The organism is Microlunatus soli, from assembly GCF_900105385.1.
Lineage (GTDB): Bacteria > Actinomycetota > Actinomycetes > Propionibacteriales > Propionibacteriaceae > Microlunatus > Microlunatus soli.
On record NZ_LT629772.1, the window covers coordinates 1,997,063 to 2,020,595 of the forward strand.

Annotated in this window: 24 protein-coding genes and 1 pseudogene; 12 read left to right on the forward strand and 13 right to left on the reverse strand. The window is 67.3% G+C overall.

Annotated features, from left to right (window positions below):
• Nucleotides 1-85: 85 nt before the first annotated feature.
• Both BLU38_RS09310 and ygfZ read right to left on the reverse strand, forming a co-directional pair.
• Complete coding sequence (locus BLU38_RS09310; protein WP_157683331.1) at nucleotides 86-1,075, reverse strand: phosphotransferase family protein; 990 nt, start codon at nucleotides 1,073-1,075, stop codon at nucleotides 86-88.
• 60 nt (nucleotides 1,076-1,135) lie between these two features.
• Nucleotides 1,136-2,101: a CAF17-like 4Fe-4S cluster assembly/insertion protein YgfZ gene (gene ygfZ / locus BLU38_RS09315; protein ID WP_091523388.1), complete on the reverse strand. Its 966-nt coding sequence runs from the start codon at nucleotides 2,099-2,101 to the stop codon at nucleotides 1,136-1,138.
• A 283-nt stretch (nucleotides 2,102-2,384) separates the two neighbouring features.
• Between ygfZ and BLU38_RS09320 the strand changes: the two genes are divergently transcribed.
• Nucleotides 2,385-3,161 carry a hypothetical protein gene (locus BLU38_RS09320; protein ID WP_091523392.1) on the forward strand — a complete coding sequence of 259 codons (777 nt, stop codon included), beginning with the start codon at nucleotides 2,385-2,387 and terminating at the stop codon, nucleotides 3,159-3,161.
• Nucleotides 3,158-3,931, forward strand: coding sequence for an endonuclease/exonuclease/phosphatase family protein (locus BLU38_RS09325; protein ID WP_091523396.1), 774 nt, complete (start codon nucleotides 3,158-3,160; stop codon nucleotides 3,929-3,931). Before BLU38_RS09320 ends, BLU38_RS09325 begins: the two co-directional genes overlap by 4 nt.
• 4 nt (nucleotides 3,932-3,935) lie before the next feature.
• On the opposite strand, the gene BLU38_RS09330 is transcribed toward BLU38_RS09325, so the two are convergent.
• Together BLU38_RS09330 and BLU38_RS09335 are read right to left on the reverse strand one after the other, a co-directional pair.
• Nucleotides 3,936-4,436, reverse strand: coding sequence for an FABP family protein (locus BLU38_RS09330; protein WP_091523400.1), 501 nt, complete (start codon nucleotides 4,434-4,436; stop codon nucleotides 3,936-3,938).
• A 64-nt stretch (nucleotides 4,437-4,500) separates the two neighbouring features.
• Nucleotides 4,501-4,998, reverse strand: coding sequence for a GNAT family N-acetyltransferase (locus BLU38_RS09335; protein ID WP_157683332.1), 498 nt, complete (start codon nucleotides 4,996-4,998; stop codon nucleotides 4,501-4,503).
• A gap of 108 nt (nucleotides 4,999-5,106) precedes the next feature.
• On the opposite strand from BLU38_RS09335, the gene BLU38_RS09340 reads away from it, so the two are divergent.
• From BLU38_RS09340 to BLU38_RS09350, 3 genes are all read left to right on the forward strand, one after another.
• Nucleotides 5,107-6,192, forward strand: a complete 1,086-nt coding sequence (locus tag BLU38_RS09340; protein WP_091523404.1) for a ketopantoate reductase family protein — start codon at nucleotides 5,107-5,109, stop codon at nucleotides 6,190-6,192.
• A gap of 43 nt (nucleotides 6,193-6,235) precedes the next feature.
• Entirely contained in the window at nucleotides 6,236-6,673 is a 438-nt protein-coding gene (gene dtd / locus BLU38_RS09345; protein ID WP_091523408.1) for a D-aminoacyl-tRNA deacylase, read from the forward strand.
• A 79-nt stretch (nucleotides 6,674-6,752) separates the two neighbouring features.
• A complete protein-coding gene (locus BLU38_RS09350) occupies nucleotides 6,753-8,297 on the forward strand; it encodes a dihydrolipoyl dehydrogenase family protein (RefSeq protein WP_091523412.1) in 1,545 nt (514 codons plus the stop codon).
• Nucleotides 8,298-8,406: 109 nt separating this feature from the next.
• Here BLU38_RS09350 and BLU38_RS09355 read toward each other — a convergent pair whose 3' ends face one another.
• The 3 genes from BLU38_RS09355 to BLU38_RS09365 all read right to left on the reverse strand — a co-directional run bounded on the left by BLU38_RS09355 (nucleotide 8,407) and on the right by BLU38_RS09365 (nucleotide 10,325).
• On the reverse strand, nucleotides 8,407-8,706 hold the full coding sequence (locus BLU38_RS09355) for a DUF1416 domain-containing protein (protein WP_091523416.1): 300 nt from the start codon (nucleotides 8,704-8,706) through the stop codon (nucleotides 8,407-8,409).
• 37 nt (nucleotides 8,707-8,743) lie between these two features.
• Nucleotides 8,744-9,592 carry a sulfurtransferase gene (locus tag BLU38_RS09360; RefSeq protein ID WP_091523418.1) on the reverse strand — a complete coding sequence of 283 codons (849 nt, stop codon included), beginning with the start codon at nucleotides 9,590-9,592 and terminating at the stop codon, nucleotides 8,744-8,746.
• A 472-nt stretch (nucleotides 9,593-10,064) separates the two neighbouring features.
• Entirely contained in the window at nucleotides 10,065-10,325 is a 261-nt protein-coding gene (locus BLU38_RS09365) for a MoaD/ThiS family protein (RefSeq protein ID WP_091523422.1), read from the reverse strand.
• Nucleotides 10,326-10,441: 116 nt separating this feature from the next.
• Between BLU38_RS09365 and BLU38_RS09370 the strand changes: the two genes are divergently transcribed.
• Nucleotides 10,442-11,146 (forward strand): winged helix-turn-helix transcriptional regulator, encoded by a 705-nt coding sequence (locus tag BLU38_RS09370; protein ID WP_091523425.1) that lies wholly within the window; start codon nucleotides 10,442-10,444, stop codon nucleotides 11,144-11,146.
• 132 nt (nucleotides 11,147-11,278) lie between these two features.
• The gene (locus tag BLU38_RS09375) at nucleotides 11,279-12,043 is read left to right on the forward strand and encodes an IclR family transcriptional regulator (RefSeq protein ID WP_091523428.1); all 765 of its coding nucleotides are present in this window, start codon (nucleotides 11,279-11,281) and stop codon (nucleotides 12,041-12,043) included.
• A 321-nt stretch (nucleotides 12,044-12,364) separates the two neighbouring features.
• On the opposite strand, the gene BLU38_RS09385 is transcribed toward BLU38_RS09375, so the two are convergent.
• Together BLU38_RS09385 and BLU38_RS09390 are read right to left on the reverse strand one after the other, a co-directional pair.
• Nucleotides 12,365-13,654 carry a phosphodiester glycosidase family protein gene (locus BLU38_RS09385; RefSeq protein ID WP_197680054.1) on the reverse strand — a complete coding sequence of 430 codons (1,290 nt, stop codon included), beginning with the start codon at nucleotides 13,652-13,654 and terminating at the stop codon, nucleotides 12,365-12,367.
• A 108-nt stretch (nucleotides 13,655-13,762) separates the two neighbouring features.
• Nucleotides 13,763-14,635 (reverse strand): oxidoreductase, encoded by an 873-nt coding sequence (locus BLU38_RS09390; RefSeq protein ID WP_091523434.1) that lies wholly within the window; start codon nucleotides 14,633-14,635, stop codon nucleotides 13,763-13,765.
• Between the two features lie 126 nt (nucleotides 14,636-14,761).
• Between BLU38_RS09390 and BLU38_RS09395 the strand changes: the two genes are divergently transcribed.
• Both BLU38_RS09395 and BLU38_RS32310 read left to right on the forward strand, forming a co-directional pair.
• Nucleotides 14,762-15,187 (forward strand): winged helix-turn-helix transcriptional regulator, encoded by a 426-nt coding sequence (locus BLU38_RS09395; protein WP_091523437.1) that lies wholly within the window; start codon nucleotides 14,762-14,764, stop codon nucleotides 15,185-15,187.
• A 502-nt stretch (nucleotides 15,188-15,689) separates the two neighbouring features.
• The gene (locus BLU38_RS32310; RefSeq protein ID WP_407939700.1) at nucleotides 15,690-15,866 is read left to right on the forward strand and encodes a GNAT family N-acetyltransferase; all 177 of its coding nucleotides are present in this window, start codon (nucleotides 15,690-15,692) and stop codon (nucleotides 15,864-15,866) included.
• Nucleotides 15,867-16,197: 331 nt separating this feature from the next.
• On the opposite strand, the gene BLU38_RS32020 is transcribed toward BLU38_RS32310, so the two are convergent.
• From BLU38_RS32020 to BLU38_RS09415, 4 genes and pseudogenes are all read right to left on the reverse strand, one after another.
• On the reverse strand, nucleotides 16,198-16,320 hold the full coding sequence (locus tag BLU38_RS32020) for a hypothetical protein (protein WP_269458166.1): 123 nt from the start codon (nucleotides 16,318-16,320) through the stop codon (nucleotides 16,198-16,200).
• 14 nt (nucleotides 16,321-16,334) lie between these two features.
• Nucleotides 16,335-16,898, reverse strand: a pseudogene (locus tag BLU38_RS32315) (HAD family hydrolase); the annotation flags it as partial.
• Between the two features lie 16 nt (nucleotides 16,899-16,914).
• Nucleotides 16,915-17,922 (reverse strand): LacI family DNA-binding transcriptional regulator, encoded by a 1,008-nt coding sequence (locus tag BLU38_RS09410; protein ID WP_091523448.1) that lies wholly within the window; start codon nucleotides 17,920-17,922, stop codon nucleotides 16,915-16,917.
• Nucleotides 17,923-18,065: 143 nt separating this feature from the next.
• Nucleotides 18,066-20,075 (reverse strand): aldo/keto reductase, encoded by a 2,010-nt coding sequence (locus BLU38_RS09415; protein WP_197680055.1) that lies wholly within the window; start codon nucleotides 20,073-20,075, stop codon nucleotides 18,066-18,068.
• A 256-nt stretch (nucleotides 20,076-20,331) separates the two neighbouring features.
• On the opposite strand from BLU38_RS09415, the gene BLU38_RS09420 reads away from it, so the two are divergent.
• From BLU38_RS09420 to BLU38_RS09430, 3 genes are read left to right on the forward strand one after another with little or no spacing between them, the layout of a single operon-like run.
• Nucleotides 20,332-21,621: an ABC transporter substrate-binding protein gene (locus BLU38_RS09420; RefSeq protein ID WP_091523455.1), complete on the forward strand. Its 1,290-nt coding sequence runs from the start codon at nucleotides 20,332-20,334 to the stop codon at nucleotides 21,619-21,621.
• Entirely contained in the window at nucleotides 21,618-22,604 is a 987-nt protein-coding gene (locus BLU38_RS09425) for a carbohydrate ABC transporter permease (protein ID WP_091523458.1), read from the forward strand. The genes BLU38_RS09420 and BLU38_RS09425 overlap by 4 nt, the downstream gene beginning before the upstream one ends.
• Nucleotides 22,601-23,497, forward strand: coding sequence for a carbohydrate ABC transporter permease (locus BLU38_RS09430; protein WP_091523462.1), 897 nt, complete (start codon nucleotides 22,601-22,603; stop codon nucleotides 23,495-23,497). The genes BLU38_RS09425 and BLU38_RS09430 overlap by 4 nt, the downstream gene beginning before the upstream one ends.
• Nucleotides 23,498-23,533: the final 36 nt, after the last annotated feature.

Here is a 23,533-nt window from a genome sequence, read left to right on the forward strand (position 1 = left end):
GCAACGCCGCCGATGTGCCCGGATGGGGTCACGCAGTAGCCGCAAATCGGTGGATTCAGGCTGCGACCGCAGGGCCGGTCTCAGGTCAGCTGCCGCCGGTCAGATCAGCGATCACCGTCCGGAGCTGATCGGTCGTTCGTGCAACGCCACGGCGGTCGCCCTCGTCGACGCCGAAGGCCAGTGAGCCGAGCGCGATCAGCACGGTGTGCAGATCGAGTCGACGCCGGAACAACGGGTCGGCGGACCTTCCATAGCCGCGCAACAGCGGTTCAAGCTCCAGCTGTGGTTCGCGCACTCTGAACACGGCGAGGTCGTGCACCGGAGCTCCCGGCAGCCAGTCGCCGAAGTCGATGATTCCGCTGACCCGCGGCAGCGCGGCATCGGCGTCGACGGTCACGAAGATGTGCTTGAGGCTGAGGTCCCCATGACTCAGGATCCAGTGGCCACAGGGAAAATCGCGGATGTAGGCATCGAGCAACTCGAACATCTCGTCGACGTCGCGGGCCGAGAAGCCGGCGGTGATGATCTTGTCCCGCTGGCCCACTCGCCCGGCACGCGCGGCTGTCATCGCCGTCACCCAGTCGCGGTCGCCGGCGACGACGATCGCATTCATCCGGGCGATCACGGTGCCGATCTCGACGAGCAGATCATGTCGGTGCCGATGGCTGAGTCGGTCGATCACCGCGTCGAGCGGATCGCCGGCGACGGTGCGCTGCACCATGACGGGAAACTGTTCCCCGTCCACCTCAACCGTGTCGAGCAGCAGGATCTCCGGAGCCGGTACGCCGGCAGCCCGCGCGCTGTCGATCGTGGCAGCCTCCGCCGCTGCGGCCGCGGTCGATACGTCGTCGTCGAAGCGGAGGATCCGGACCACCACGTCGTGGGCGTCGGCGGTGCGGATCCGGTAGACCTCGTTGGAGTAGCCCTGCAGGATCCGTTCGGTCCGGACCGGCTCCGATCCCACCGCGCGTCGCACCAGATCGGCCAGTTCACAGGTCGGCACACTCGACCGGGACGCCTGCCATTGTGCGTACGTCCCGAGCGGCCTGCCGTCACTGCCCGGCGCCGACACCATGACTGGCATGATGGCACGGCGGCGCTCCGGTCGCCGGCGAGGACAGCCGCCGGCGAGCCGTCAGCGCAGGTTGGCGCGGAAGTGGTCACCGATCTCGGGGTCGACCAGCACCTCCTGCGCTGCTGCGATGCCGTCGACGGTGAAGTCGGCGTCGACCGGTGTGTTCCGCTTGACCAGCGCCAGGCCGATCGGCCCTTCCTCGTAGTGCCGAGCCGAGCTGCCCATCCGGCCGACCTGTCGCTCGCCGAGCAACACCGGTGCTCCGATCTCGGGCAACGCCTCGGCCGAGCCGTCCAATTGCAGCCGGACCAGGCGCCGCGGCGGGCGTCCCATCGCCTGCACCCGGCCGACGGTCTCCTGGCCGGGATAGCAACCCTTGTTGAGATGAACGGCGACGCCGAGCACCCCGATCTCGTTGGGGATGGTGCGTTGATCGGTGTCGACCCCGATCTGCGGGACACCGGCCGCGATCCGGCGCGCATGGTAGGCCCAGGTGCCGGCCGTCGGGCCGGCCTGCAGTAGGTTGCCGATCCGTTCCCGCGGGACGAACAGGTCTTGCCCGCCGAGGGAGTCGGCAGCGGTCCGGACCAACAGCGTGTCGTCGGTGTCCGGCCCCGCGGCGCGCCAGACGAGGCCGTAGTCGGCCGACCGGTCGGCGACCTCGACCCGCAGCATGAAGCGCATCGAGTCCAGCCAGCCGACCAACGCACCGACTGCGCCCGGCTCGGTGTGCGCCCAGAACGTCTCGCCGTCATCGACTCCGTACAGGGTGTGTTGAATGTGGCCCTGCGCTCCGGACAGCACCAGAGCCGTGGTCCCGACACCGGGGGCGAGCTCGGTGAGGTGCTGAGTGGTGAGGGAATGTAGCCAGCTCAACCGATCGGGGCCGCTGACGGTCAGCACTCCGCGGTGGGACAGGTCGACCAGACCACGGCCGGCGGCGATCTCCCGCTGCTCACGCATCGGATTGCCGTAGTGCCAGGCGACGCCCTCGTCCGGGCCGGTCTCGACGAGTACCGCTGTCATCGTGTCCTTCCACAACTGGTCGAATCGTCCATAGTGATCAGCACCGCCGGGAGGAAGAATGTTCCCGATTCGGTGCACCCGCGGGAGACCGCGTCGGTCCGGCCGCTGTGTCGGCTCGGCTCGCGTTCGTCGACGCTCCCGGACCGTCCACGGTACCGTCGCCGCACGCCCAAGCCGTACGGGTCCCGAGCCCGGTCGCTGCAGCGCCCCAACCGGTCACCCGGGGCCGCCGTGCATATGGCTGAAGTGCGGGCGATGTACGCCGGTCCTGGATGCTCAGCCCATGACCCCCGATATCGCCGCCCGCCTGGTCGGGCCGCATCCCCGCCGCGGACGCGCCATCGTCGTCGCTCTCCTGACGGCAGCACTCACCGCCGCCGGTGCGCTGACCGCTCCGTCGGCCACCGCAGTGCCGACCAGCATGGCCGGCACCGTCGCCAAGGACGGTGACGGACTGGTGATCAAGCGGGCCGCTCCGCATTCGAAGTATCACCGGATCGGCACCCTGAAGGCCGGCACCAAGGTCACCATCCTCTGCCAGACCGCCGGCGAATCGCGCAGCGGCCCGCGCGGGTCCAACAACGTGTGGGACTTCATGGTGGGCGGCTACTGGCTGCCCGACGTCGAGGTCCGCAACGGCCACTCCCCCGGCTACGTCGTTGACCGCTGCAACGGTGTCGGCGCACCGCCGCGAGCCAACCCGTACACCGCGGACTGGGCGATCAGCCGGGCCTTCCAGCTGGTCGGCAGCACGTCCTGGGAGAACGAGTGCCTGATCTTCGCGCGGAATCGGTACGGCTGGTTGAACGGATCCGGCTGGCGCACCGCGGAGATCGGCGGGGACTACTTCGCGTCCCGCGGGATGATGCACCAGGGCGTACCTCCTCGTGGGGCGCTGGTCTGGTACCACAACTCCAGCGGGACCGGCCATGTCGCGATCAGCCTCGGTGAGGGTCGGGTGATCGGCACCTCGGTCAACGGCCGGGTCGGCGTCGCCCTCTACACCGCCCACAGCCAGCTGCGCGGTTGGTCGAAGGCCTACTTCCCCGCAGCTTCATGATCAGCAGCTTCATGATCAGCAGGCCGCTACGTCGGCTGGTCCTGGCGATCACCGCGGTGCTGCTGGCGATCACCGGTCTCACCGTGCCCGGGCCATCCGCGGAGGCCGCCGCCCGAGCACCGATCATGGTCTCGATCGCCAATGTGGGCAGCGTTTCCCAGCCGGCCGTCGGCCGGATCCTGCGCGACGTCAAGCCGCAGGTGATGGTCGTCAGTGAGGCGTACAACGCCGGGCCGCATCTGACCCGGCTGGGGCGGCAGTACCACTACCGGGTGATCCAGTTCCACCGCGGGTACGGGGCGGAGGCTCCCGACGTCGCAATGCTCGTCCGGACCGACGTCGCGATCACGTCGACGGCGTTGATGAAGATGACCGTCGGGTGGTCCTACAACGGCAAGCAGCGGGCGCCGCGGCGCTATCCGGTGGTCGTCGTGCAGCACCTCGGCCGGACCTGGGACGTGATCGGTGTGCATCTTCCGCCCGGTGGTCCGGGCGGTGGCAATCGCCGTGCCTGGCTCGAATCGGCGAACCGGGTCGAGGGCTACGCGGCCGCCCATACGGCTCATCCGGTGGTCGCTGCTGGCGACTTCAACGCCGTGGCCGACAGCTGCGCGGCACACTTCAGTGGCTTCACCGTGCGCAAGGGTGCCAAGGTCGACCACGCGGCGGTGCGGAAGAGTCGCGGGACGACGATCGACACCGTCCGCACCCATCAGGTCCGCAACGCCAACAGCCACGGCTGGCTGACGTTCGGCCTCAGCGACGGCTGACCGGTCAGGACGAGACGCGCTTCAGCCGACCCCACTGGTAGGACTGCAGCGGATGACCTTCGGCCGCCCGGTCGAAGGTCCACAACAGGTCGCTCTCCACGTTGCCGTAGAGCCGATGCCCGGCGGTGTAGTCGGGGGCGGTCTTGGTCCGTGCCACCGCATCGGTGGCCAACTCGATCTTGGCGCCGCTGATGTGGCCGTACCAGATCTCCACCACGCCGCTCGGGTGGCTCATCACCACTTCCAGCGACGCGTCCCGCTGCGGCCGCCAGAAACCGGTCTCCATCTCCAGCGGCTTGGTCGCCTTGCCCTCCTCGTCGACCTCGAAGGTCTGGGAGAAGTAGTGCAGGAAGTCACCACCGTTGTGGCTGATGTCGATGCGTTGGCCGAAGTCGCGGTCCTCGGTGCCGGGATAGCTGCTCTTGCCTGCGCCTTCCCAACTGCCGATCATCCACGCCAGGGCGACCAGTTCCGGGTTGAGGTCGGACGGAATCTCGAATGCCACCGCTCAAGGATGGCATATCGCCGAGGTCGGGCCGCTGGTCAGCCGGTGCACCGGGGGCGTCCGGTCAGTTGCCGAGGTTGCGTTCCAGCAGGAAGCTGACCGTCGCGTAGGACCGATTCGGCCCGACCGGCCAGCCGTCCAGCTCCGATCCGATCCGCCGATAGCCGAGGCGGTGGTAGAGCGCAGCAGCGCGCGGGTTGTCGTGTTCGACGGCCAGCACGGCACGGGTCAGCCCGTGACCGCGCACCTGTGCCTCCAGGGCAGCGATCAGGATGGTGCCCAGACCGAGCGACTGCCACGACTCGCGGACCGAGAGCATGGTCAGCTCCCCGGCTCCGGGTCGCTTGGTCAGATCGACGGCTCCGACCGCCACCGTACGCGCCGTCCCGGCCGGTCCTGATCGGCCGGCCGTGATCACCAGCACCGCCATCTCATCGACGTAGCTGCGCTGGACGGCACGGGCCAACGCGTCGATGTGTTCGGCGCCGCCGGACCATTCCAGCTCGACCAGATCCTCCGGCTCGGCCGTCCGCACCGCGTACGGCACCACCAACTGCTCCACGCCCAGCCCCTTTCGGCAGGTTCGCTCCGCTCCTGCAGGTCCGATCCTCCGCCCGAACATCGGACCTGCGCGGGAACCGTAGCGGGTCGACGAATAGGGTCGATACCCGTGACGCGATATGTGTTCATCGGAGCGGGCGCGATCGGCAGCGCGGTGGGCGGTCTGCTCGCTGCCCGGGGCACTGATGTGCTGATGGTCGCGCGGGGTGATCATGGCCGGGCGATGGCAGCCGGCGGTCTGCGGCTGCGGACGCCCGAGGAGACCGTCTCGGTGCGACCGCCGACGGTGACCGGGCCGGACGGCGTCGTGCTGCGGCCCGATGACGTGCTGGTCTTGACCACCAAGACCCATCAGGCCGAGGCGGCCATCGACCAGTGGGCCGACGTCGAGGTCCACGACGGCGACACCGTACGAGGTCGGGCGGCCGACCTGCTGCCGATCATCACGGCCCTGAACGGCGTCGCCAGCGAGGAGATCGCGCTGCGCTACTTCGCCCGGGTCTACGCCGCCTGCGTGATGATGCCGGCCGCGATGATCGATCCCGGCGAGGTGATCCTGCGTGGCACACCGCAGCGCGGCGTCTTCCATCTCGGACGCTATCCGACGTTGCCTGCCGACGATCCGGATCGCCGCGAGGCCGACGCCCGGTGGTTGTCCGGACTGGCCGCGGACTGGGATGCGGCCGGTTGCCACGTCACCACCCCGGACGCGGTGATGGACTGGAAGTATCGCAAGCTCCTTTCCAATCTCGGCAACGTGTTCGATGCCCTGTTGGCCGATCCGGGCGAGGCCGGCGACCTGCGCCGCGCCGCCGAAGCGGAGGCCCGCCGGATCCTCGACGCGGCCGGCATCGGCTACATCAGCGACGAGACCGACAACGCCGCCCGCCGGCCGCACTTCTCGGTGGCGAAGGTGCCCGGCACTCCGGACCGGATCGGCGGCTCCAGTTGGCAGTCCCTGATGCGGGGCACCGGCACCATCGAGACCGACTACCTGAACGGCGAGATCGCCCTGATCGCTCGGCGGACTGGCGACGCGGCACCGTTGAACGCCCGGTTGACCGCACTCGCCCGCCGAGCTGCCCGCAACGGCCTGCGGCCCGGAGCGATCACGATCGATCGGCTGACCGACGAGCTACGCGACGCCCTGCCCGGAACCAGTCTGCCCGGAACCAGTCTGCCCGAACCGGTCTGACCGAACCGGTCCGCTCGCACCCTCCGAGGAGCCCAGATCCCTGATGAGATTGGTGATCCAGCGTGTCAGCCGTGCCGCCGTCGAGGTCGACGGGGTGGTTGTCGGCGCCGTCGACGAGCCGGGCTTGTTGATCTTGGTCGGCGTCACCCACGACGACACCGAGGAGGTCGCGGCCAAACTTGCGGCCAAGGCGTGGTCGCTGCGGATCATGGCCGATGAGAAGTCCGCCTCCGACCTGGCTGCACCGATCCTGGTGGTCAGTCAGTTCACCCTGTACGCCGACACCCGCAAGGGCCGCCGGCCGTCCTGGAACGCCGCGGCACCCGGGCCGGTCAGCGAGCCGTTGGTCGAGCATTTCGTCCGGTGCCTGCGAGAGCTCGGCGCCCGGGTGGAGACCGGCCGGTTCGGCGCCCAGATGGAGGTTTCGCTGACCAACGACGGCCCGGTGACAATTCTTCTCGATTCCGATACCTCACGCTGAGGACACACTCAGCGCAATCCCTTTGCTTCGCCCCCCGAACGCGCGACTATGTGAGGTGAGGCGGAGAAGGGAGTCTTCGATGGCTACCGTACGTTCGACCTCGCTACCTGACGGCGGGAATGCCCAGCCAGGCAACGGGGAGCACGACGACCTGAAGTTGCCCGATCACGGCCGGTCCGGCCAGCAGGCCCGGACGGCCCAGCAGGACCCGACGACCCAGGCCCCGGAACACTACGACCTGATCGTGGTCGGCGCCGGCGCCGCAGGGATCGCCGCGGCCCGGACCGCGCGGAGATCGGATGCCCGGGTGCTGATGGTGACCCGTGGCAGACCCGGGCAGAGCTCACAGTGGTCGGGCACGGTCCCGACCAAGGCGCTGATCGCCGCCGCCCGGACCGCGCAGCTGATGCGGACCGCGGATCGGTTCGGGATCACTCCGGTCGAGCCCGACATCAACTTCGGCCACCTGACCGAGGCGATCCGGGACCGGATCACCACCGCCGCACCGGACGAGTCGGTCGGCAGCCTGCGCGAGCAGGGCATCGATCTCGTGTTCGGCACGGCCCGCTTCGGCGGCGAGGCGACGCTGACGGTCGACGACGTTCCGTACGCCTTCTCCCGCGCCGTGATCGCCACCGGCTCGGCACCGGCGATGCCGCCGATCCCGGGACTTGCCGACAGCGCCCCGATGACACCGGAATCCCTGTGGGACCTGCGATTCCTGCCCGAACGCCTGACCCTGATCGGCGGCGGACCGACCGGCTGCGAGCTCGGCCAGGCCTTCGCCCGGCTCGGCAGTCAAGTGATGATCATCGAGCAGCAGGACCGGCTGCTGCCGCGTGAGGAACCGGAGGTCTCACGGCTGATCGCATCCCGGCTCACCGACGAGGGCGTCCAGATCGTCACCGGCACGACGGTCCAACGCGTGACGTCGTACCGCAAGCACTGCCGGTTGACCGTCGGTCAGGCAGATCGCTCGGATGCGCGCGAGATCGAGGCCGGGATGATCTTGGTCGCGGCCGGTCGTCGACCGGCGACGGTCGGCCTGGATCTGGCCCGGGCGGGCGTCTTTCCCAACGCCAACGGCTACATCGACACCGACGACCGGCTGCGCACCAGCAACCGGCGGATCTTCGCCGCCGGTGACGTCCTCGGCGGTCGGCCGCTGGCCAGCCTGGCCGGCCTGGACGGTGAGATCGCCGGCAACAACGCCACCTCCAGTCGCGCCCGGACGGCACACCACGAGCTCGGCCCGCAGGTCGTCTTCACCGATCCCGAGGTCGGCCGGATCGGGCACACCGAGGCGTCGGCGCGGGCCGTGCTCGGCGATTGGCTGCGGATCCGCACCTCCAACCGGCGGGTCGACCGGGCGATCGCGGAGAACGAACCGGCCGGGCTGACCAAGATCATCAGCAACGGTCATGGCCGGATGGTCGGGGCCACGGTTGTCTCGCCGAGGGCCGGTGAGGTGATCACCGAGTTGGCGACGGTGTTGCAGCACGGCGGTCGGATCCGGGAACTGGCCGACGTGCCGCACGCCTACCCGACCTGGTCCGACGAGATCTACAACGCGGCCCAGGCCGAGCAGTCCGAACGGCAACAGACGTTGCTCAGCCGGCGCTGACACCGCCGGGCGCAAGGACCCTCAACGCAAGCAAGGGCCCTGAGCTTGTCGAAGGGTTGGGTTGACAGTCCTTCGACAGACTCAGGACCCTTGGTCCTGCGGAGTTCTCTCAGGCGTCGAGGTCGATGTCGAGCTCGACGACGTTGCCGATGCTGGCGACGACGGCGCGATCGACACTGACACCGGGCGCCAGCGTGCGCAGTGTCCAGCGACCGTCGCCGGCGAAGAACCGGTACTCGCCGTTGTCGGAGGTCGGCACCTCGGCGGTGAACTCACCGCTGGCGTCGAGCAGCCGGACGTAGGCCGAGCCGACCGGGTTGCCGCCGCGCAGCACGCGGCCCTGGATCACTGCCTGGGTGGACAGATCGACGCCGGCCAGATCGGCGGGCTTGGTGGTTGCGCCGCACATGGTCGCTCCTGTGATGGGTGGTGGATGGAAGGGGTGGTCAGGCCTGGCCGGGCTCGTCGCCGAGCGCCACCGGGACGCCGACCAGCGAGCCGTACTCGGTCCAGGAACCGTCGTAGTTCTTCACGTTGGCCTGGTCGAGCAGCTCGTGCAGCACGAACCAGGTGTGCGCACTACGCTCGCCGATCCGGCAGTAGGCGATGGTGTCCTTGCCGAAGTCGAGACCGGCGTCACCGTAGATCTGCTTCAGCTCGTCCTCGCCCCGGAAGGTGCCGTCGTCGTTGGCCGACTTGCTCCACGGCACGTTGACCGCGGTCGGGACGTGACCGGCGCGCTGGGCCGACTCCTGCGGCAGGTGCGCCGGGGCCAGCAGCCGACCGGCGTACTCGTCAGGGCTGCGCACGTCGACCAGGTTGAGCGAGCCGATCGCCTCGACGGTGTCGTCACGGAACGCCCGGATCGCCAGATCCGGATCCTTGGCGGTGTAGGACGTGCTGTCCCGCTTCACCTCGTCCTTGTTGAGCTCGCGGGCATCCAGCTCCCACTTCTTGCGGCCGCCGTCGAGCAGCTTGACGTCGGCATGGCCGTAGAGCTTGAAGTACCAGTAGGCGTACGCGGCGAACCAGTTGTTGTTGCCGCCGTACAGCACCACGGTGTCGTCGTTGCCGACGCCCCGCTCGCTGAGCAGCTTCTCGAACTGCTCCTTGTTGACGAAGTCACGCCGGACCGGATCCTGGAGGTCGGTCTTCCAGTCCAGCTTGATGGCGCCCTTGATGTGGCCACCGTCGTAGGCCGTGGTGTCCTCGTCGACCTCGATCAGGACGATCTTGTCGTCGTCGAGATGCTCGGCAACCCAATCGGCGTCGACGAGTGCTTGGTCCCTGCTCATGTGCGTTCTCCTGTGGTTCGGTTCACGATGCGGTCTGAGGTGCTCGGTATCCGGTCGGCTGGCACTGCCGGGCGGGACGGGAAACCGACCTCTCAGGCCGACCGCGGAAACGAGATGTCAGATCTCAGCAGGACGGCATCGAAGCGGGCCGTCGCCGAAAACAGCGCTGGTCCGTCAGCTCACACGACACAACGACGAACGCATCCGGCCGAAGTCGGTGGCCAGGCGTCGGGTGAGCAAGGGCGCCCACGCAGTCGTCGCGATCACATCGGTCACCCTAGAACGCCCGGAAGGCCCCGCCAACAGGTTGTCTCGTATAACGGTACGCGCGTCTGCATTCTGGACGAGTGCGGTCGCCCCGGAACGTCCTCCGCTCGACGACAACGACGCGCAGTAGGGGGTGCCGGTCCGCCGGAGTTCGACAGCGGTACGTAAGCTTCACGGCAGATTTCGGCAAGGACATGACCGCCGGTCAGCGCCGACCGCCGGCGAACGGCGGCAGCACCTCAACGGTCACATCGCTGTCCAACGGCCGCTGTTGATCTTGCTCGTGCAGCACCCGGCCGTCGATCAGAAAACTGCAACTGACAAGCACATCGGCCAGTCGCGAGTCCTCGCGCCCGGCACCGGCCGCAGCGACGGCAGCGGCGATGGTGGGAGCCTGCAAGACCTCTGTTTCGACGCCCGCCGCCGCCCTCGCACCTGCCCAGTAGTGCAGGACCACATTCGTCATGAGGGTATTCTCTCCCCCAAGCGCCGGGGCTCGGAGGACAACTCCGGGCCCCGATTTGTTGTCACGCACTTCGTCCGATGTTCAGCCACCGCAGCGTTCCAGCCTCGGGAGGACCTATGGCCACCCTGCTGCTCCTGACCAACGACATGCAGGTCTCCACCGATGTCCTGCCTGCCCTCGAACTCCTCAGCCATCAGGTTCGGGTCACCTCTGCCGAGCCGACCGCCCTGCTCGACGCACCGCAGGCCGATGTCATCCTGCTCGACGCCCGCCGCGATCTGGTCGGCGCGCGGTCGCTGTGCCGGCTGATCCAGACGACCGGCAAGGAAGCGCCACTGATCGTGATCGTCAACGACGGTGGCCTGGCCGCTCTCACCAACGACTGGGGATTCGACGATCTGCTGCTGTCCGGTGCGGGTCCGGCCGAGGTCGACGCACGGATCCGGCTCGCGATGTCACCGAGCGGGCCGACCGAGGACGATCAACTCATCCACACCGGCAACATCGTGATCGACGAGGCCGGCTATTCGGCCAAACTGAACGGACAGCAACTCGACCTCACCTACACCGAATTCGAGTTGCTGAAGTATCTGGCCCAGCATCCCGGCCGGGTGTTCAGCCGGCAGCAACTGCTCAGCGACGTCTGGGGCTATGACTACTACGGCGGCACCCGGACCGTCGACGTCCACGTACGACGCCTGCGAGCCAAGCTCGGACCCGAGTACGAGTCGGTGATCGGGACCGTCCGCAACGTCGGTTACCGCTTCGTGGTGCCTGCCGAGGAGGCTCCGGCGCCGTCCCGGATCGCGTCGAAGTCCTGACCCGCCATCCCAGCCACCGTCGCCCAGCCACTGCCGCCCAGCCACCGGCGAGGACAAGGAAGCGACTCCGCCGAGGACACCGACAACGAATAGACTCGACCACACGGTTCCGACGGCCCAGGAGGGGTAGGGATGCCGAGTTGGACGAGCGGCACACTGATCGGCTCGGTCCAACGCGCACTGCGGCTGCTCGATGTGGTGGCCGATGCCTCCCGGCCGATCACGGTCAAGGCACTGTCCAGCCGCTCCGGCCTCAGCCTCGGCACCACCTACAACCTGGTCCGGACGCTGATCCACGAGGGGTACCTGCGGGGTGATCACGACGGGTTGCTGCTCGGCCCCCGATTTCCCGGACTGTCCGACCAGGACTGGTCCGGCGTCTATCTGGCCCGGGTCCGCAGCGCCCTCAATCAGGTCTCCGACGAGCTCGGCGCGGCCGCGTACCTCTCCCGCTACGCCGACGGCGAGATCAGTGTGGTCGACATCGTCGACGCGGCCACCCATCCGCGGGTGGCGCTGTGGGTCGGGATCCAGGACAGCGCGCATGCCACGGCGCTGGGCAAACAGATCCTCGCCAACCTGGACGACAACGCACTGCAGGACTACCTGTCCCGCCATCAACTGCCGGAGCTGACCCAGCACACGATCAGCGACCGCCGGTCCTTGCTGCGGGCGCTCAGCGTCGCCGCCGACGGCGCGATCGACCGTCAGGAGTACGCCTTGGGCAGCGTCTGCCTCGCGGTGCCGGTGCTGACCGACGACACGGTCGCCGCGCTCGCCATCTCGCTGCCGGCCGACGACCGCCGGATCGCCGACCTGACCGATGTGACCGACCAACTCCGGGCCATCGCCGCCACGCTGTCGCTGCAGTTGAGCGCCGAACGGGCCTTCAGCTGACGACGAGGTCGTTTCAGCATCTGAAAGGTTGGGGGCTCCCTCGGCTCCGGCGGCGGCCTACCGTTGGTTGCAGCGCATCGGATCGCAGGGCGGTGGCCAGACCGACCGAGTGTTCGATGCCGATGCTGCCGTCCCCGCGGTCGACGCGAATCCCCCGTAGCGGTCGACCGTGGTGCGGGCGGCGATCGAGGGAGTGTCTCCTTGATCGGTCGTCGCGAGACCGCCGTCGGCCAGAGCGGCGGTTGACCGATCGGGAGACACGTCCCATCGCACCGATTGCTGCAGGCGTGCAGATCCTCTACTCCTGGGAGAACGGCTCCCTCACTTCCGGTAGATCAGGGCATCCCCGACCGGGCGATCGGCGGTGCCACTCGGCGTGTTGACGTCCTTGCCGTCGGCGTACAGCGTGGTCGATCCACCGCCGTCCAGGTTGAGCGAATCGACCAGCCCGAGCGAACGGGCGACCTTCGCGGTCTCCACGATGCTGGTGCCGACGCTGTTCTCGCTGCGGCCGTCGATGGCGATCAGTTCGATCTCCCCGCGCTTCGTGACCCCGGCGACCGATCGTGGGTTCCGGTTGTTGAAGTCGTCGTCGATCGGCGTGACGACGACCTCGCCGGCACGGGTCAGCTGGGGTTGGCCGTTCACCGCGAATGTCTCCGGAGTCAGCTCGACCGGCCGACCGTCGGCCTCGGTGAGCACCGTCCGGTTCTTGGTGCAGCCGTTGCCGGCGGCGGTGACCAGGGCGGCGGCGTCACTGCCGGTCGCCTGCAGCGCGTGCTCGCCCGGTTCCAAGGTGGTGCCACGCTCGGTGGCCGACATCCGCACCAGGCAACCCTTCCGGTCCTGAACGATCTCGACGCCCGGCCCGCTCGGTGTGCTGGCACCGAACTCGGGATCGATCCAGACCGTCTCCCCCGGTACGGCGCAGGTCGTCGGATCGGTCAGCTCGGCGCAGTCGACCGGGACCGCCGGCGTGTGGTTGAGCTCGTCGATCATCACCCGGTGACCGGTCCGCCGATCGGTCACCGTCGCGGAGAAGCTCCAGTCCGCGATCCGGGCAGAGGTCCGGTCCGCGTCGACCACGAACTCGCGTTGGATCGGGTTGGTCGCGGTCGGCTCACTGAGCAGCTTGCCGCCGTAGACCCCGGCGCCGACCGGGTCGCCCGGCGAGACCTTGGACGCGGTGAAGGTGAAGAAGCCGGCGTTGATGCCGGCCAGACCACCGGATCCGTCGACCAGCTCTCCGACGGTTTCGGTCCCGGCCAGGTCCTTGCCGTAGTCGGCGAACAGCTTGCCCTCGGCACGCCGCGGGTCGATCGTCAGTACATGGACGTTCCAGGGACCGCGGGTGGTGGTCAGGATCTCGTCCTTGGGCGCCGGCTCGTTGCCCCGGCGGATCGAGGTCAGCGTCACACCAGGGGCCAGCGTCGCGGTGTTCCGCACCTCGGGCAGATCGCTGTCCCCCAAGGGCAACGAGTCCGTCCGAGCCTGCGCCACCCCCGGCACGATGATCAGGCCGACGGCAACAGCCGCCAGTGATGCGGCGGTCAGAGCTGTCCTGGCAGACCCCCGATTGTTGATCATGGAACAGGAAATGATCTTGGTCATGACCAGTCATCCTTGCCGGATGTGCGTTGCAACGGACCAACGGGACCGGCCCAGCTGCTGAAACCTGCATGAGCAGAACGTGAACGCTCTGCCGATTCGACGGCTCCGTCAGCGGCCGATGCCGTCGAGTTCGGAGACGTCCCGGTCCGACAGCGAGAGCATCGCACCCGCGATGTTCTCGCGCAGGTGCGTGACCTGCGACGTGCCGGCGATCAGCAGGATGTTGGCCGAACGCCGCAACAGCCAGGCAAGAGCGACGGCCGTCGGGGTCGCATCCCGTCGCGCCGCGACATCGGACAGCGCGTCGGCCTGGACGGGCGTGAAGCCGCCCAACGGGAAGTACGGCACGTAGGCGATGCCGTCGGCGGCGAGTTCGTCGATCAGCGGGTCGTCCCAGCGGTTGGCGAGGTTGTACATGTTCTGCACGCAGACGATCGAGCCGACCCGGCGGGCTTCGGCGACCTGGTCTGCGGTGACGTTGCTGACCCCGAGCTGTCGGATCAGCCCCTGTTCTTGCAGCTCGACGAGGGTCTCCATCGCCTCGGTGATCGAACCGGCCTGCGGCCCGGTCGCGTCTCCCATCCGCAGGTTCACCAGATCCAGGCGCTGCACGCCGAGCGATGCGAGGTTCTGCCGGACCTGCCGGCGGATGTCGTCGGGAGTGCGCGCGGGCGGCCAGCCGCCGTCGGCGTCCCGGTCCGCGCCGACCTTGGTCGCGATCAGCAACGACTCCGGATAGGGGTGCAGTGCCTCACGGATCAGCTCGTTGCTGACCCGCGGACCGTACGCGTCGCTGGTGTCGATGTGGGTGATGCCCTGGTCGACGGCTTCGCGCAGCACCGCGATCGCGCCGTCGTGGTCGACCGGCGGTCCCATCACCCCGTGGCCGGCGAGCTGCATGGCGCCGTACCCGAAGCGGGCGATCGTACGGTCCCCGAGCTTCCAGGTCCCACCGGGCAGTGCTGTCTGGGTTGTGGTCATCTCTTCCTGCCTTTCCTACGGTGCAGTGGCGCTTCGCCTCCGCCTGCACCATCCTGGAAGCACAGCTCTCCAATGGGAAGTAGATATCTTGGAGTGCGTTACGTCCCCCTACGAAAGGCAGTCGACGTGCCGACCAGGACCGCAGCCCAGCGACGAGCCCAGGAGAAGAACGCCTACAACGCCTTCTTTGCGCAGTGCCCGAGCCGCCAACTCCTGGACCGGCTCTCGGACAAGTGGGTGGTGCTGATTCTCTGCGCGCTCGGCGGTGACGGACCGGACGGCTCGGGAACGCCGAGGTCGCTGCGATATTCGGAGCTGTCCCGACAGATCGCCGGGGTCAGCCAGAAGATGCTCACCCAGACCCTCCGCTCCCTGGAGCGGGACGGGTTCATCACGCGGACCGTCACGCCGACCGTTCCGGTGACCGTCGACTATGCGCTGACCGACCTCGGCAGTTCGCTGCACCGGACCACCCGCGAGCTCAGAACGTGGGCTCAGGACCACATGGATGCCGTCCGGGCCAACCGCGACCAGTACGACCTGGGCGACTGACGGGGCCAGGACCGGACGCCATGGTCAACTCTGCACCGGCCCATCGCCCGGCGGATCGAGGTCAGCGTCACACCAGGGGCCGGCGTCGAGGTGTTCCGCACCTCGGGCAGATCGCTGTCCCCCAAGGACAAGGGGCCGCCCGAGCCTGCGCCACCCCGACACGATGATCGGGCCGACGGCAACAGCCGCCAGCGATGCGGCCGCGGCCCCATCCTGGCACGGCCCCGATTGTTGATCATGGAACCTAAAATGATCTTGGTCATGACCAGCCGTCCTTGCCGGACCCTGCGTTGCAGCGGACCAACGGCACCGACACCTCCGGGAGCACGGCAGTAGACCTCAGCCGGACCCCGCCGGGGGCGCCCCCATCAGCCGCGACAACAAGATCGTCGGGCGCGACCCTTGGGCCTGGTCACGGAGGTCCGTACTTCTCCCACAACGCGATGCGTTGTGGTCCCTCAACCGGCCGGGCATCGAACACCCGGCCGTCGTCGTCTTCGTGATGCCACCGCATCGAGGCAGAGGGATCGGGTCGGCACTCGTCGACACCGCAACCCAGCACGCAACACGACTCGGGGCGATTCGTGTCACCGTGCACTCGGCACGAAGGGCGGTCCCGGTCTACGAACGCCTGGGATTCGCGTCCTCCCGTCAACTACTCCAACGCCCCTCGGACTGACCGCCGCACAGGATGTTCCCGGACCGCAGAAGATTCCAGGACCGGGCAGCACTCGCGAGCACCGACGTTGCCGGTCGTGGATGCATCCTGGCCTCGAGTTCGAACCGAAAACGACCCGCTGATCAACCGGACAATCAGCATCCACCTTCGCCCGCCGAGCGATAACCGACCGAGTGTCCGAAAATCCAAGCCTCCAGGCCAGATCCGCACCCCGGACACGAGAACGAAGGCCCGGCATCCGGACCGCCGTTGGATGCTCGCTCCCCGCCGCGGAGTCTCGCCTGACCCGCCCGGCTGGGACGTCCTCAATGGGCCCCATCTGCGACCGAGATCAACTCTGCACCGGCCGGTAGCTGAGGATCTCCGGGATGCTGGCGATGCTCGGACCATCCCAGTCGACGACATCGGCCCGGACCTGGTCGTAGCTGCCGGCCAGATCGGCGCGGAGCAGCACGGGTGCATGCCGACTGCGGCCGCGCCGGAGAGTTCGTGGTCGCTGCCGTCGCCGACATACACGATGTCGGTGGGCTCGACTCCGAGTCGGGACGCCAGCCGACGGTAGGCCTCGGGATCCGGTTTGGCCACACCGTCCCGACCGCTGAAGATCGCAGCATCGATGACCTCGGCCAGGGGTGTCCGCGACAGTTGGTCCGGGACGTCGGGTGCACAGTTGGTGAGCAGTCCGATCGGTTCGGAGATCTCCCGCAGCGCGGCGACCACCTCCGCCGACGGCGTCACACTGCGACGGGTGAACTCCGCATAGCGTCCGGCCGCGGCATCGATCGATCGATCGCCGACGACGGTGCCGAGGTGATCACAGATCCAGCGCAGGTTGTCGGCCACCGAGCCGAATCCGCCCGTGACGCGTCGCCGGTAGGTCCGCGACCACAGGCGTTCGACGTCGTCGTACGGGATGTCCAGGATGACCGCGACCTCGCGCAGCGCATCCTGGTGTGCCGGCCGACCGAAGACCGGGACCAAGGTGCCGAACAGGTCGAAGACGACCGCACCGAAGCCGCCCGCCCAGGTCACCCGTACCCGCCGATCATCACGCGGACTCGCGGATCACCAGACGATGCCGCACCTTCGGCCGGGCTGCCCGACTACCCGGCTCGATGCTGCCGTTCAACCGGCCGAGGGCAATATCGACGGCCAGCGCGGCGACCTCGGTCATGTCCAACGCCAGGCTGGTCAGCTGCGGCGTCACATAGGTACCGGCTGCGAGGCCGTCCATCCCGACCACGGCGACGTCTCCGGGCACATCACGACCCAGTTGCCGCAGCGCCTTCAAGGCACCGAAGGCCGTGATGTCGTTGAAGCACATGATGGCGTCGGTCCGCGGCATCGTGGCGATCACCTCTTCGGTGGTGCGGATGCCGTGCTCCAGCTGATCACCGCCGGTGTGCAGTACCGGGACATCGATGCCGCGGTCGTCCATGATCTTGACGAAGTCGCGGGCCCGGGTGCTGAACTGTCCGGCCGGTGAGGAGTCGATCATCACCGGACGCCGGACACCGCGGCCGATCAGATGGTCGACCAGTTCTGTGATTCCCGGACCATGATCATAACGAACACCACAGGGCGCATGCCGGGCATCACCTGCGTCGATCCGAACCACCGGAAGCCCGGGCATGCTGACGTCCAGCTCACGCCGATCAAGAGCAAGGTAGCCGATCAACGCGTCGACCTGATCACCCATCTGATTGATCATGGTCCGTTGTTGATCGGCGCCGCTGCTGTCCAACAGAACAACGCTCCAGCCGCGCTCGGCGGCGTGATTGACGACCGCCGAGGCGAGTTCGGGATAGTACGGATTGATCAGGTTGCTGATCACCAACCCGAGAGTGTGATGATCATGACGGACCAGGCCGCGACCGAACCGGGACGGGTGGTAGCCCAACTCTCGCGCCGCCCCGAGCACCCGATCCTTGGTCGCGACGCTGATCCCGGGCATGTCGTTCATCGCCCGGGTCACCGTCTGCCGAGAGACCCGCGCCACGTGCGCCACGTCATTGATCGTGACCCGGCGCGCGGAGCCTTCTGCCGTACTCGTCATCCGGACAGTGTTGCCGATGTCCCGGCTACGCGCCGCTGATTTCGCCCGGACGCCCGACCCGCCTGCGGTCGGCGCCCTACTGCCCGACCCCCGACTCTCGGCCGCGGGTCGGCCGCGGCCGACTCCCGAGGGACGAGCCCGGCTCACTGCCGCAGATCGAGCCAGGCCAGCTGATCGGCGGTCAGCTCGACTCCCAGTCCCTGCATCGAGGACCGCGACTCGGTGATCGTCCGCGGACCGAACAACGGGAAGGTCGGGAACTCCTGACCGAGCACGAAGGCCAACGCGATCGCCGTCGCCGGCACCCCCAGCTCGGCCCCGAGCTTCTCTGCACGCCGCAGCCGTTCGAAGTTGTCGTCGCTGTAGTAGCAACGCACCAGCTCCGGATCGCTGTGGTCATCGGGGCGGGCCGGCTTGGCGAAGAAGCCACGGGCCTGCGACGACCAGGGCAGCAGCGGGATCTTGGCCTCGTTCAGCCACGCCTTCGACTCGGGATCGGTGACGTGCTTGCAGCCGGCCCACGGAACGTCGTAGGCCTCGGCCAGGCCGAAGTGGTTGCTGAGCACGCTGAAGCCCTGCTTGCCGTTGGCCTTCGCGTACGCGTTCGCCTCCTCGAAACGCTCCCGGGTCCAGTTCGAGCCGCCGAAAACCTTGATCCGGCCGGCCCGGTAGTGCTCGTCCAGCACGTCGACGAACTCGCCCACCGGGATGTCCAGGTTGTCCCGGTGCATCATGTAGATGTCGGCGTAGTCGGACTGCTGGCGTTCCAGTGACTCGTTCAGCTGCGAGGTGATCGACTCCGGGTCGCAGTGCGGCGTGTGCGCACCCTTGACGATCACCACCACGTCCTCCCGGATGCCGCGATTGGTGATCCACTGGCCGAGCAGCTTCTCGTGCCGGCCGCCGCCGTAGATGTAGCCGGTGTCGAAGGTGTTGCCGCCCAGGCTGTAGAAGTGATCGAAGATCGCCGAGGCGTGCGCCAGATCGGGCTGGTTGTCACAACCGATCACCAGTCGGGAGATCTTCTTCTCGATGCCGGGGATGCTGCCGTACTTCATCGGCGGCGTGTGCGAGCCCGGACCCGAGGGCGCCACCGCCAGCGGCTGTCCGGAAACGGTCGGGATGTCGGCCTGATCGGTCTCGAACGGGTAGACCAGCCCGACAGCGGCCCGCCACTGATCCAGTGCCTTGGCGTTGCCCAGGGAGTCGTCCAGGCTCATCTGCGGTGCGCCGACCGCGGCTGCCGCCGGGTCGCCCACCAGCGCTGCCAGCCCGTCGGCCTCCAGCGCGTACGGGAAGTGCCCGGCGTAGTTGCGGACCTCCGGTTCGCCGCCGGGCCGGGTGATGGTGATCTCCGGGTTGTCCGACAGCGTCCACGGGTCGGAGATCTCGATCTTGCCGGCCGAGCCGTAGATCGCAACCGCATTGTGATCACTGAGCCGGACACCGGTACGGACCGACGCGGTGATACCGCCGGGGAACGTGAGCTCGGCGACCGCCCATTCGTCGACACCCGTACGTCCGATGCTCCCCGAACCGGTCAGCGTCGCCGGATCCAGGAACGGCTTGCCCTGGGTCGCGCCGGCGATCGCCCGTGCGTAGGAGACCGGGTAGCCGCCGACGTCGAGGATGCCGCCGCCTGCGGTCGCCGGGTCGAACAGCCGACCTTTCTGCCCGCCACTGGCGAAGGCGAAACTGGCGTCGACGTGCACGATGTCGCCGATCGCCCCGTCGGCGACCAGTTTCAGCACGTCGGCGGTCTGCGGATGGAAGCGATACATGTACGCCTCCAGCAATGCCTGCTGGGTGTCCCGCGCGACGTCGACGACCGTCATCACCTGGCCGTTGTTCGGCGCCAACGGCTTCTCGCAGAGCACCTGCTTGCCGGCTCGCAGCGCCGCGATCGCCAACTCGGCGTGGGTGGTGTGCACCGTCGACACGTAGACGGCGTCGACGTCGGGCGAGGCCAGGATCTCGGCGTAGCTGCCGAGGATCGCGTTCTCGACGCCGAACTCCTCGGCGAACGTGCGGGCGCGGCCGATGTCGGAGCTGCCGGCACCGACGAGGGTGCCGTGTTGGCTATGGGTGAGCTGCGTGGCGAAACGGCGAGCAATGTTGCCCGGGCCGAGCACGGCCCAGCGGAGCGCGGTCATCGTTGAACATCCCATCGAAGGTCGGGAGAGAGTTAGCTGACGCGACGGATCAGGACACGTCGCACCCTGACAGTAGATGATCACCGAACGTCGGTCAACGGTCCTTCTGTTGACATCCCAGGCTGCGGGTGCAACCCTTCCTGCAATAAGTCGTGAACGTTCACGGCCATATCAGCCTTGCCGTGATCGTCGTTCGGGTGACCACACGATGATCATGGATCCATGTCCATCACCTCAACGCCGAGAGTGAGCGCCAATGGCCCCCATCACTCGAAGATCATTGCTGGCCGGAGCCGCAGGTTTGGGAGCACTGGCCGCAGCCGGTGGCCTGTCCGGCTGCGGATCGCGGACAGCGATCTCCTCCGACCCCAGGGAACTCGTCCTCTGGTACTGGAATCGTTCGGCCGACCCGAAGCTGCTGGCCCAGATGGCCAAGGGCATCCCGGGTGCCGAGGATTACACCCTGCGCGCCGACGTCCTCGGCGGCACCTGGGACACCAAGCTGCGGACCAGTCTTGCCGGGAACGCCTACATTCCCGACGTCACGTTCATCAACTCCAACGTCTCGCTGTACTTCCCCAACGAGAGCATGTTCCTCGACCTCAACGAGTTGGGCGCAGAGACCTTCAAGGATCAGTACTTCGACTGGAAGTGGGAGCTCGGCGTCACGCCGACCAACCGGTTCTGCTTCTTCCCCCTCGACACCGGACCCACCGGGATGTACTACCGCACCGACGTCCTGCAGAAGGCGGGCATCGATCCCGACCCGGACGCCGTCAGCGAGCAGATCAAGACCTGGGACGCCTACATCGAGCTCGGGTCCAAGTTGAAGAAGAATGCCGGCGCCTTCATCCAGTCCAGCGCCAGCACGCTGTTCGCCCAGTACATCAACGCCAGCGCCGAACGCTACTTCGACAAGGCCGGCAAGCCGCTGTATCTCGATGACAGCAACACGATCAGGGATGCCTGGGACACCGCGGTCAAGGCGATCAAGGCGGGCGTCACGGGCAATCAGCAGAACGACACCGACAAGAACGCTGCCTGGACCAGCGGCAAGACCGCTGCCAACATCGAGGCCGTCTGGTGGGCCCAGATCCTGGCCGACACCGCTCCCGACACCAAGGGCAAGTGGCGACTGGCGTCACAGCCGGTGCGGCCCGGCAACAGCGGCGGTTCGTTCGTCTGTCTGCCGCACACCTGCAAGAACCCCGAAGCCGGTTTCAAGTTCATGACCTGGCTGAATTCGGCGAAGAACCAAGCGACATCGTTCAACACGATGCAACTGTTCCCGTCGGCGATCGAGTCCTTCGAGCTCGGCACGATGAAGAGCAACACCGGGTTCTTCGGTGACCAGGACCCGTTGGACTTCTTCCTGGAGGCCGCCAAGGCCGTGCCGACCGCGTTCATCAGCACCTTCGAGACCCAGGCTGCCTACTTCGGCACCGAGATCACCAACGTCGAGAGCGGCAAGGACGCCGACCAGGCCTGGGACGACGCCGTCGCCCAGACCAACAAGACCCTGCGGAAGCGAGGGATCGAGGTATGACGACCACCGAACAGGCGATCGCACCGGTAACGGTCACCGATACGCCGACCACTCCACGCAGTCGCAACCCGCTGAAGAAGTTCTGGCCGCAGTATCTGTCGGTCGCCCCGTTCTACATCCTCTTCCTGATCTTCGGGCTGTTCCCGCTGGTCTTCTCGATCTACCTCTCCTTCACCCAATGGGACGGGATGGGGCAGATGAAGTTCGTCGGGCTGGCCCAGTATCAGTACCTGGTCGCCGACACCCGCTTCTGGAACGCGGTCTCCAACACGTTCATCATCTGGTTCATGTCGACCATCCCGATGCTGATCCTGGCTCTGGTGATGGCATTCCTGTTGCATCAGAACATCCGCTTCAAGGGCTTCTACCGGGTCGCGTTCTTCATCCCCAACGTCACCTCGATGGTGGCGATGGCGATCGTCTTCGGCTCGGTGTTCTCCGACAGCTTCGGTTTGATCAACTCCGCGATCACCGCACTCGGCGGCACCGAGGTCGGCTGGTTGTCCGACCCGTGGGCGATCAAGGTGACCATCTCGGTGATGGTGATCTGGCGCTACACCGGCTACAACGCGATCATCTATCTCGCCGGGCTGCAGGCGATCCCGACCGAGCTCTACGAATCGGCCCGGGTCGACGGCGCGTCGATGTTCCAGATCTTCTCCCGGATCACCGTCCCGATGCTGCGACCGGTGATCTTGTTCACCGTGATCACCTCGACGATCGGCGGCCTGTCACTGTTCACCGAGCCGCAGGTGCTGTTGGGTGACTCCGGTGGCTCCGGCGAGGCCGGCATGACCATCGTGCTCTACCAGTACTACCAGGCCTTCACCCAGTTCGACTTCGGCTACGGTGCCGCGATCGCCTGGGCGCTGTTCATCATCGCCGTCCTCTTCGCCATCATCAACTGGCGACTGGTGTCGGAGCGTGACACCACTAAGCCCGGACGTTCTGCCCGTCGTCGTTCCCCGGAGGTGGCCAAATGACCGCGACCCTCGATGTCGGCCCGGCCAAGCTCGGCGACCCGACCAAGGACGTCAATGTCGCCGCCCGCCGCAAGACGCGGGTGTCGCAGATCGTCACGCATGCCTGCATCATCATCGGCGTGATTTTCTCGCTGTTCCCGTTCTACTGGCTGCTGGTGATGTCGACCCACACCACCGCCGACATCTTCGGCTATCCGCCGAAGCTGTGGGTCGGGTCCAACTTCGGCGAGAACGTCCGCAACGTGATCGCCAACGTCGACCTGTTCCGAGCGCTGCTGAACACCTTCCTGGTGTCGGCGACGGTCGCGATCCTGGTGATGTTGTTCGACTCGCTGGCCGCCTACTCCTTTGCCAAGTACGACTTCCCCGGCAAGAACGTGCTGTTCACGATCTTGATGGCCACCTTCCTGGTGCCGGGCAGCCTGTCGCTGGTGCCGTCTTTCGTGCTGATGAGCAAGCTGGGTTGGATCGGCGGCTTCCAGTCCTTGATCATTCCCGGTGCGGCCAATGCGTTCGGGATCTTCCTGTTACGCCAATTCGCGCAGTCCTCCATCCCGGGCGAGCTGATCGAGTCGGCCCGGGTCGACGGCGCCGGCTTCTTCCGGACCTGGTGGTCGATCGGCATCCCGATGATGCGCGGCGGTGTCGCCTTCCTCGGTATCTTCACCTTCATCGGCTCGTGGAACGACTACGTCTGGCCGTTGATCGTGTTGGTCGACCCGGGCAACCAGACGTTGCAGACCGCGCTGGCCACGTTGAACTCGATCTACAAGACCGACTACGGCATGGTGATGGCCGGTGCGGTGATCAGTGTGGTGCCGTTGATCGGCATCTTCATCATCGGCTCCCGGCACTTCATCGCCAACATCGCCGCCGGCGCGCTGAAGGGCTGAGACTCGCGCTGAGGTGCTGAGACCAAAGGACCCTGA

What these genes read in the sequence shown, in the direction of transcription:
- BLU38_RS09385 (WP_197680054.1), bottom strand. Translation starts at nt 13,654, where the DNA reads ATGACCAAGATCATTTCCTGTTCCATGATCAACAATCGGGGGTCTGCC.
- BLU38_RS09430 (WP_091523462.1), top strand. Translation starts at nt 22,601, where the DNA reads ATGACCGCGACCCTCGATGTCGGCCCGGCCAAGCTCGGCGACCCGACC.
- BLU38_RS09360 (WP_091523418.1), bottom strand. Translation starts at nt 9,592, where the DNA reads ATGAGCAGGGACCAAGCACTCGTCGACGCCGATTGGGTTGCCGAGCAT.
- BLU38_RS09355 (WP_091523416.1), bottom strand. Translation starts at nt 8,706, where the DNA reads ATGTGCGGCGCAACCACCAAGCCCGCCGATCTGGCCGGCGTCGATCTG.
- BLU38_RS09425 (WP_091523458.1), top strand. Translation starts at nt 21,618, where the DNA reads ATGACGACCACCGAACAGGCGATCGCACCGGTAACGGTCACCGATACG.
- BLU38_RS09310 (WP_157683331.1), bottom strand. Translation starts at nt 1,075, where the DNA reads ATGGTGTCGGCGCCGGGCAGTGACGGCAGGCCGCTCGGGACGTACGCA.
- BLU38_RS09390 (WP_091523434.1), bottom strand. Translation starts at nt 14,635, where the DNA reads ATGACCACAACCCAGACAGCACTGCCCGGTGGGACCTGGAAGCTCGGG.
- BLU38_RS09350 (WP_091523412.1), top strand. Translation starts at nt 6,753, where the DNA reads ATGGCTACCGTACGTTCGACCTCGCTACCTGACGGCGGGAATGCCCAG.
- BLU38_RS09325 (WP_091523396.1), top strand. Translation starts at nt 3,158, where the DNA reads ATGATCAGCAGCTTCATGATCAGCAGGCCGCTACGTCGGCTGGTCCTG.
- BLU38_RS09415 (WP_197680055.1), bottom strand. Translation starts at nt 20,075, where the DNA reads ATGACCGCGCTCCGCTGGGCCGTGCTCGGCCCGGGCAACATTGCTCGC.
- BLU38_RS09375 (WP_091523428.1), top strand. Translation starts at nt 11,279, where the DNA reads ATGCCGAGTTGGACGAGCGGCACACTGATCGGCTCGGTCCAACGCGCA.
- BLU38_RS32310 (WP_407939700.1), top strand. Translation starts at nt 15,690, where the DNA reads ATGCCACCGCATCGAGGCAGAGGGATCGGGTCGGCACTCGTCGACACC.
- ygfZ (WP_091523388.1), bottom strand. Translation starts at nt 2,101, where the DNA reads ATGACAGCGGTACTCGTCGAGACCGGCCCGGACGAGGGCGTCGCCTGG.
- BLU38_RS09370 (WP_091523425.1), top strand. Translation starts at nt 10,442, where the DNA reads ATGGCCACCCTGCTGCTCCTGACCAACGACATGCAGGTCTCCACCGAT.
- BLU38_RS09320 (WP_091523392.1), top strand. Translation starts at nt 2,385, where the DNA reads ATGACCCCCGATATCGCCGCCCGCCTGGTCGGGCCGCATCCCCGCCGC.
- dtd (WP_091523408.1), top strand. Translation starts at nt 6,236, where the DNA reads ATGAGATTGGTGATCCAGCGTGTCAGCCGTGCCGCCGTCGAGGTCGAC.
- BLU38_RS09410 (WP_091523448.1), bottom strand. Translation starts at nt 17,922, where the DNA reads ATGACGAGTACGGCAGAAGGCTCCGCGCGCCGGGTCACGATCAATGAC.
- BLU38_RS09420 (WP_091523455.1), top strand. Translation starts at nt 20,332, where the DNA reads ATGGCCCCCATCACTCGAAGATCATTGCTGGCCGGAGCCGCAGGTTTG.
- BLU38_RS09365 (WP_091523422.1), bottom strand. Translation starts at nt 10,325, where the DNA reads ATGACGAATGTGGTCCTGCACTACTGGGCAGGTGCGAGGGCGGCGGCG.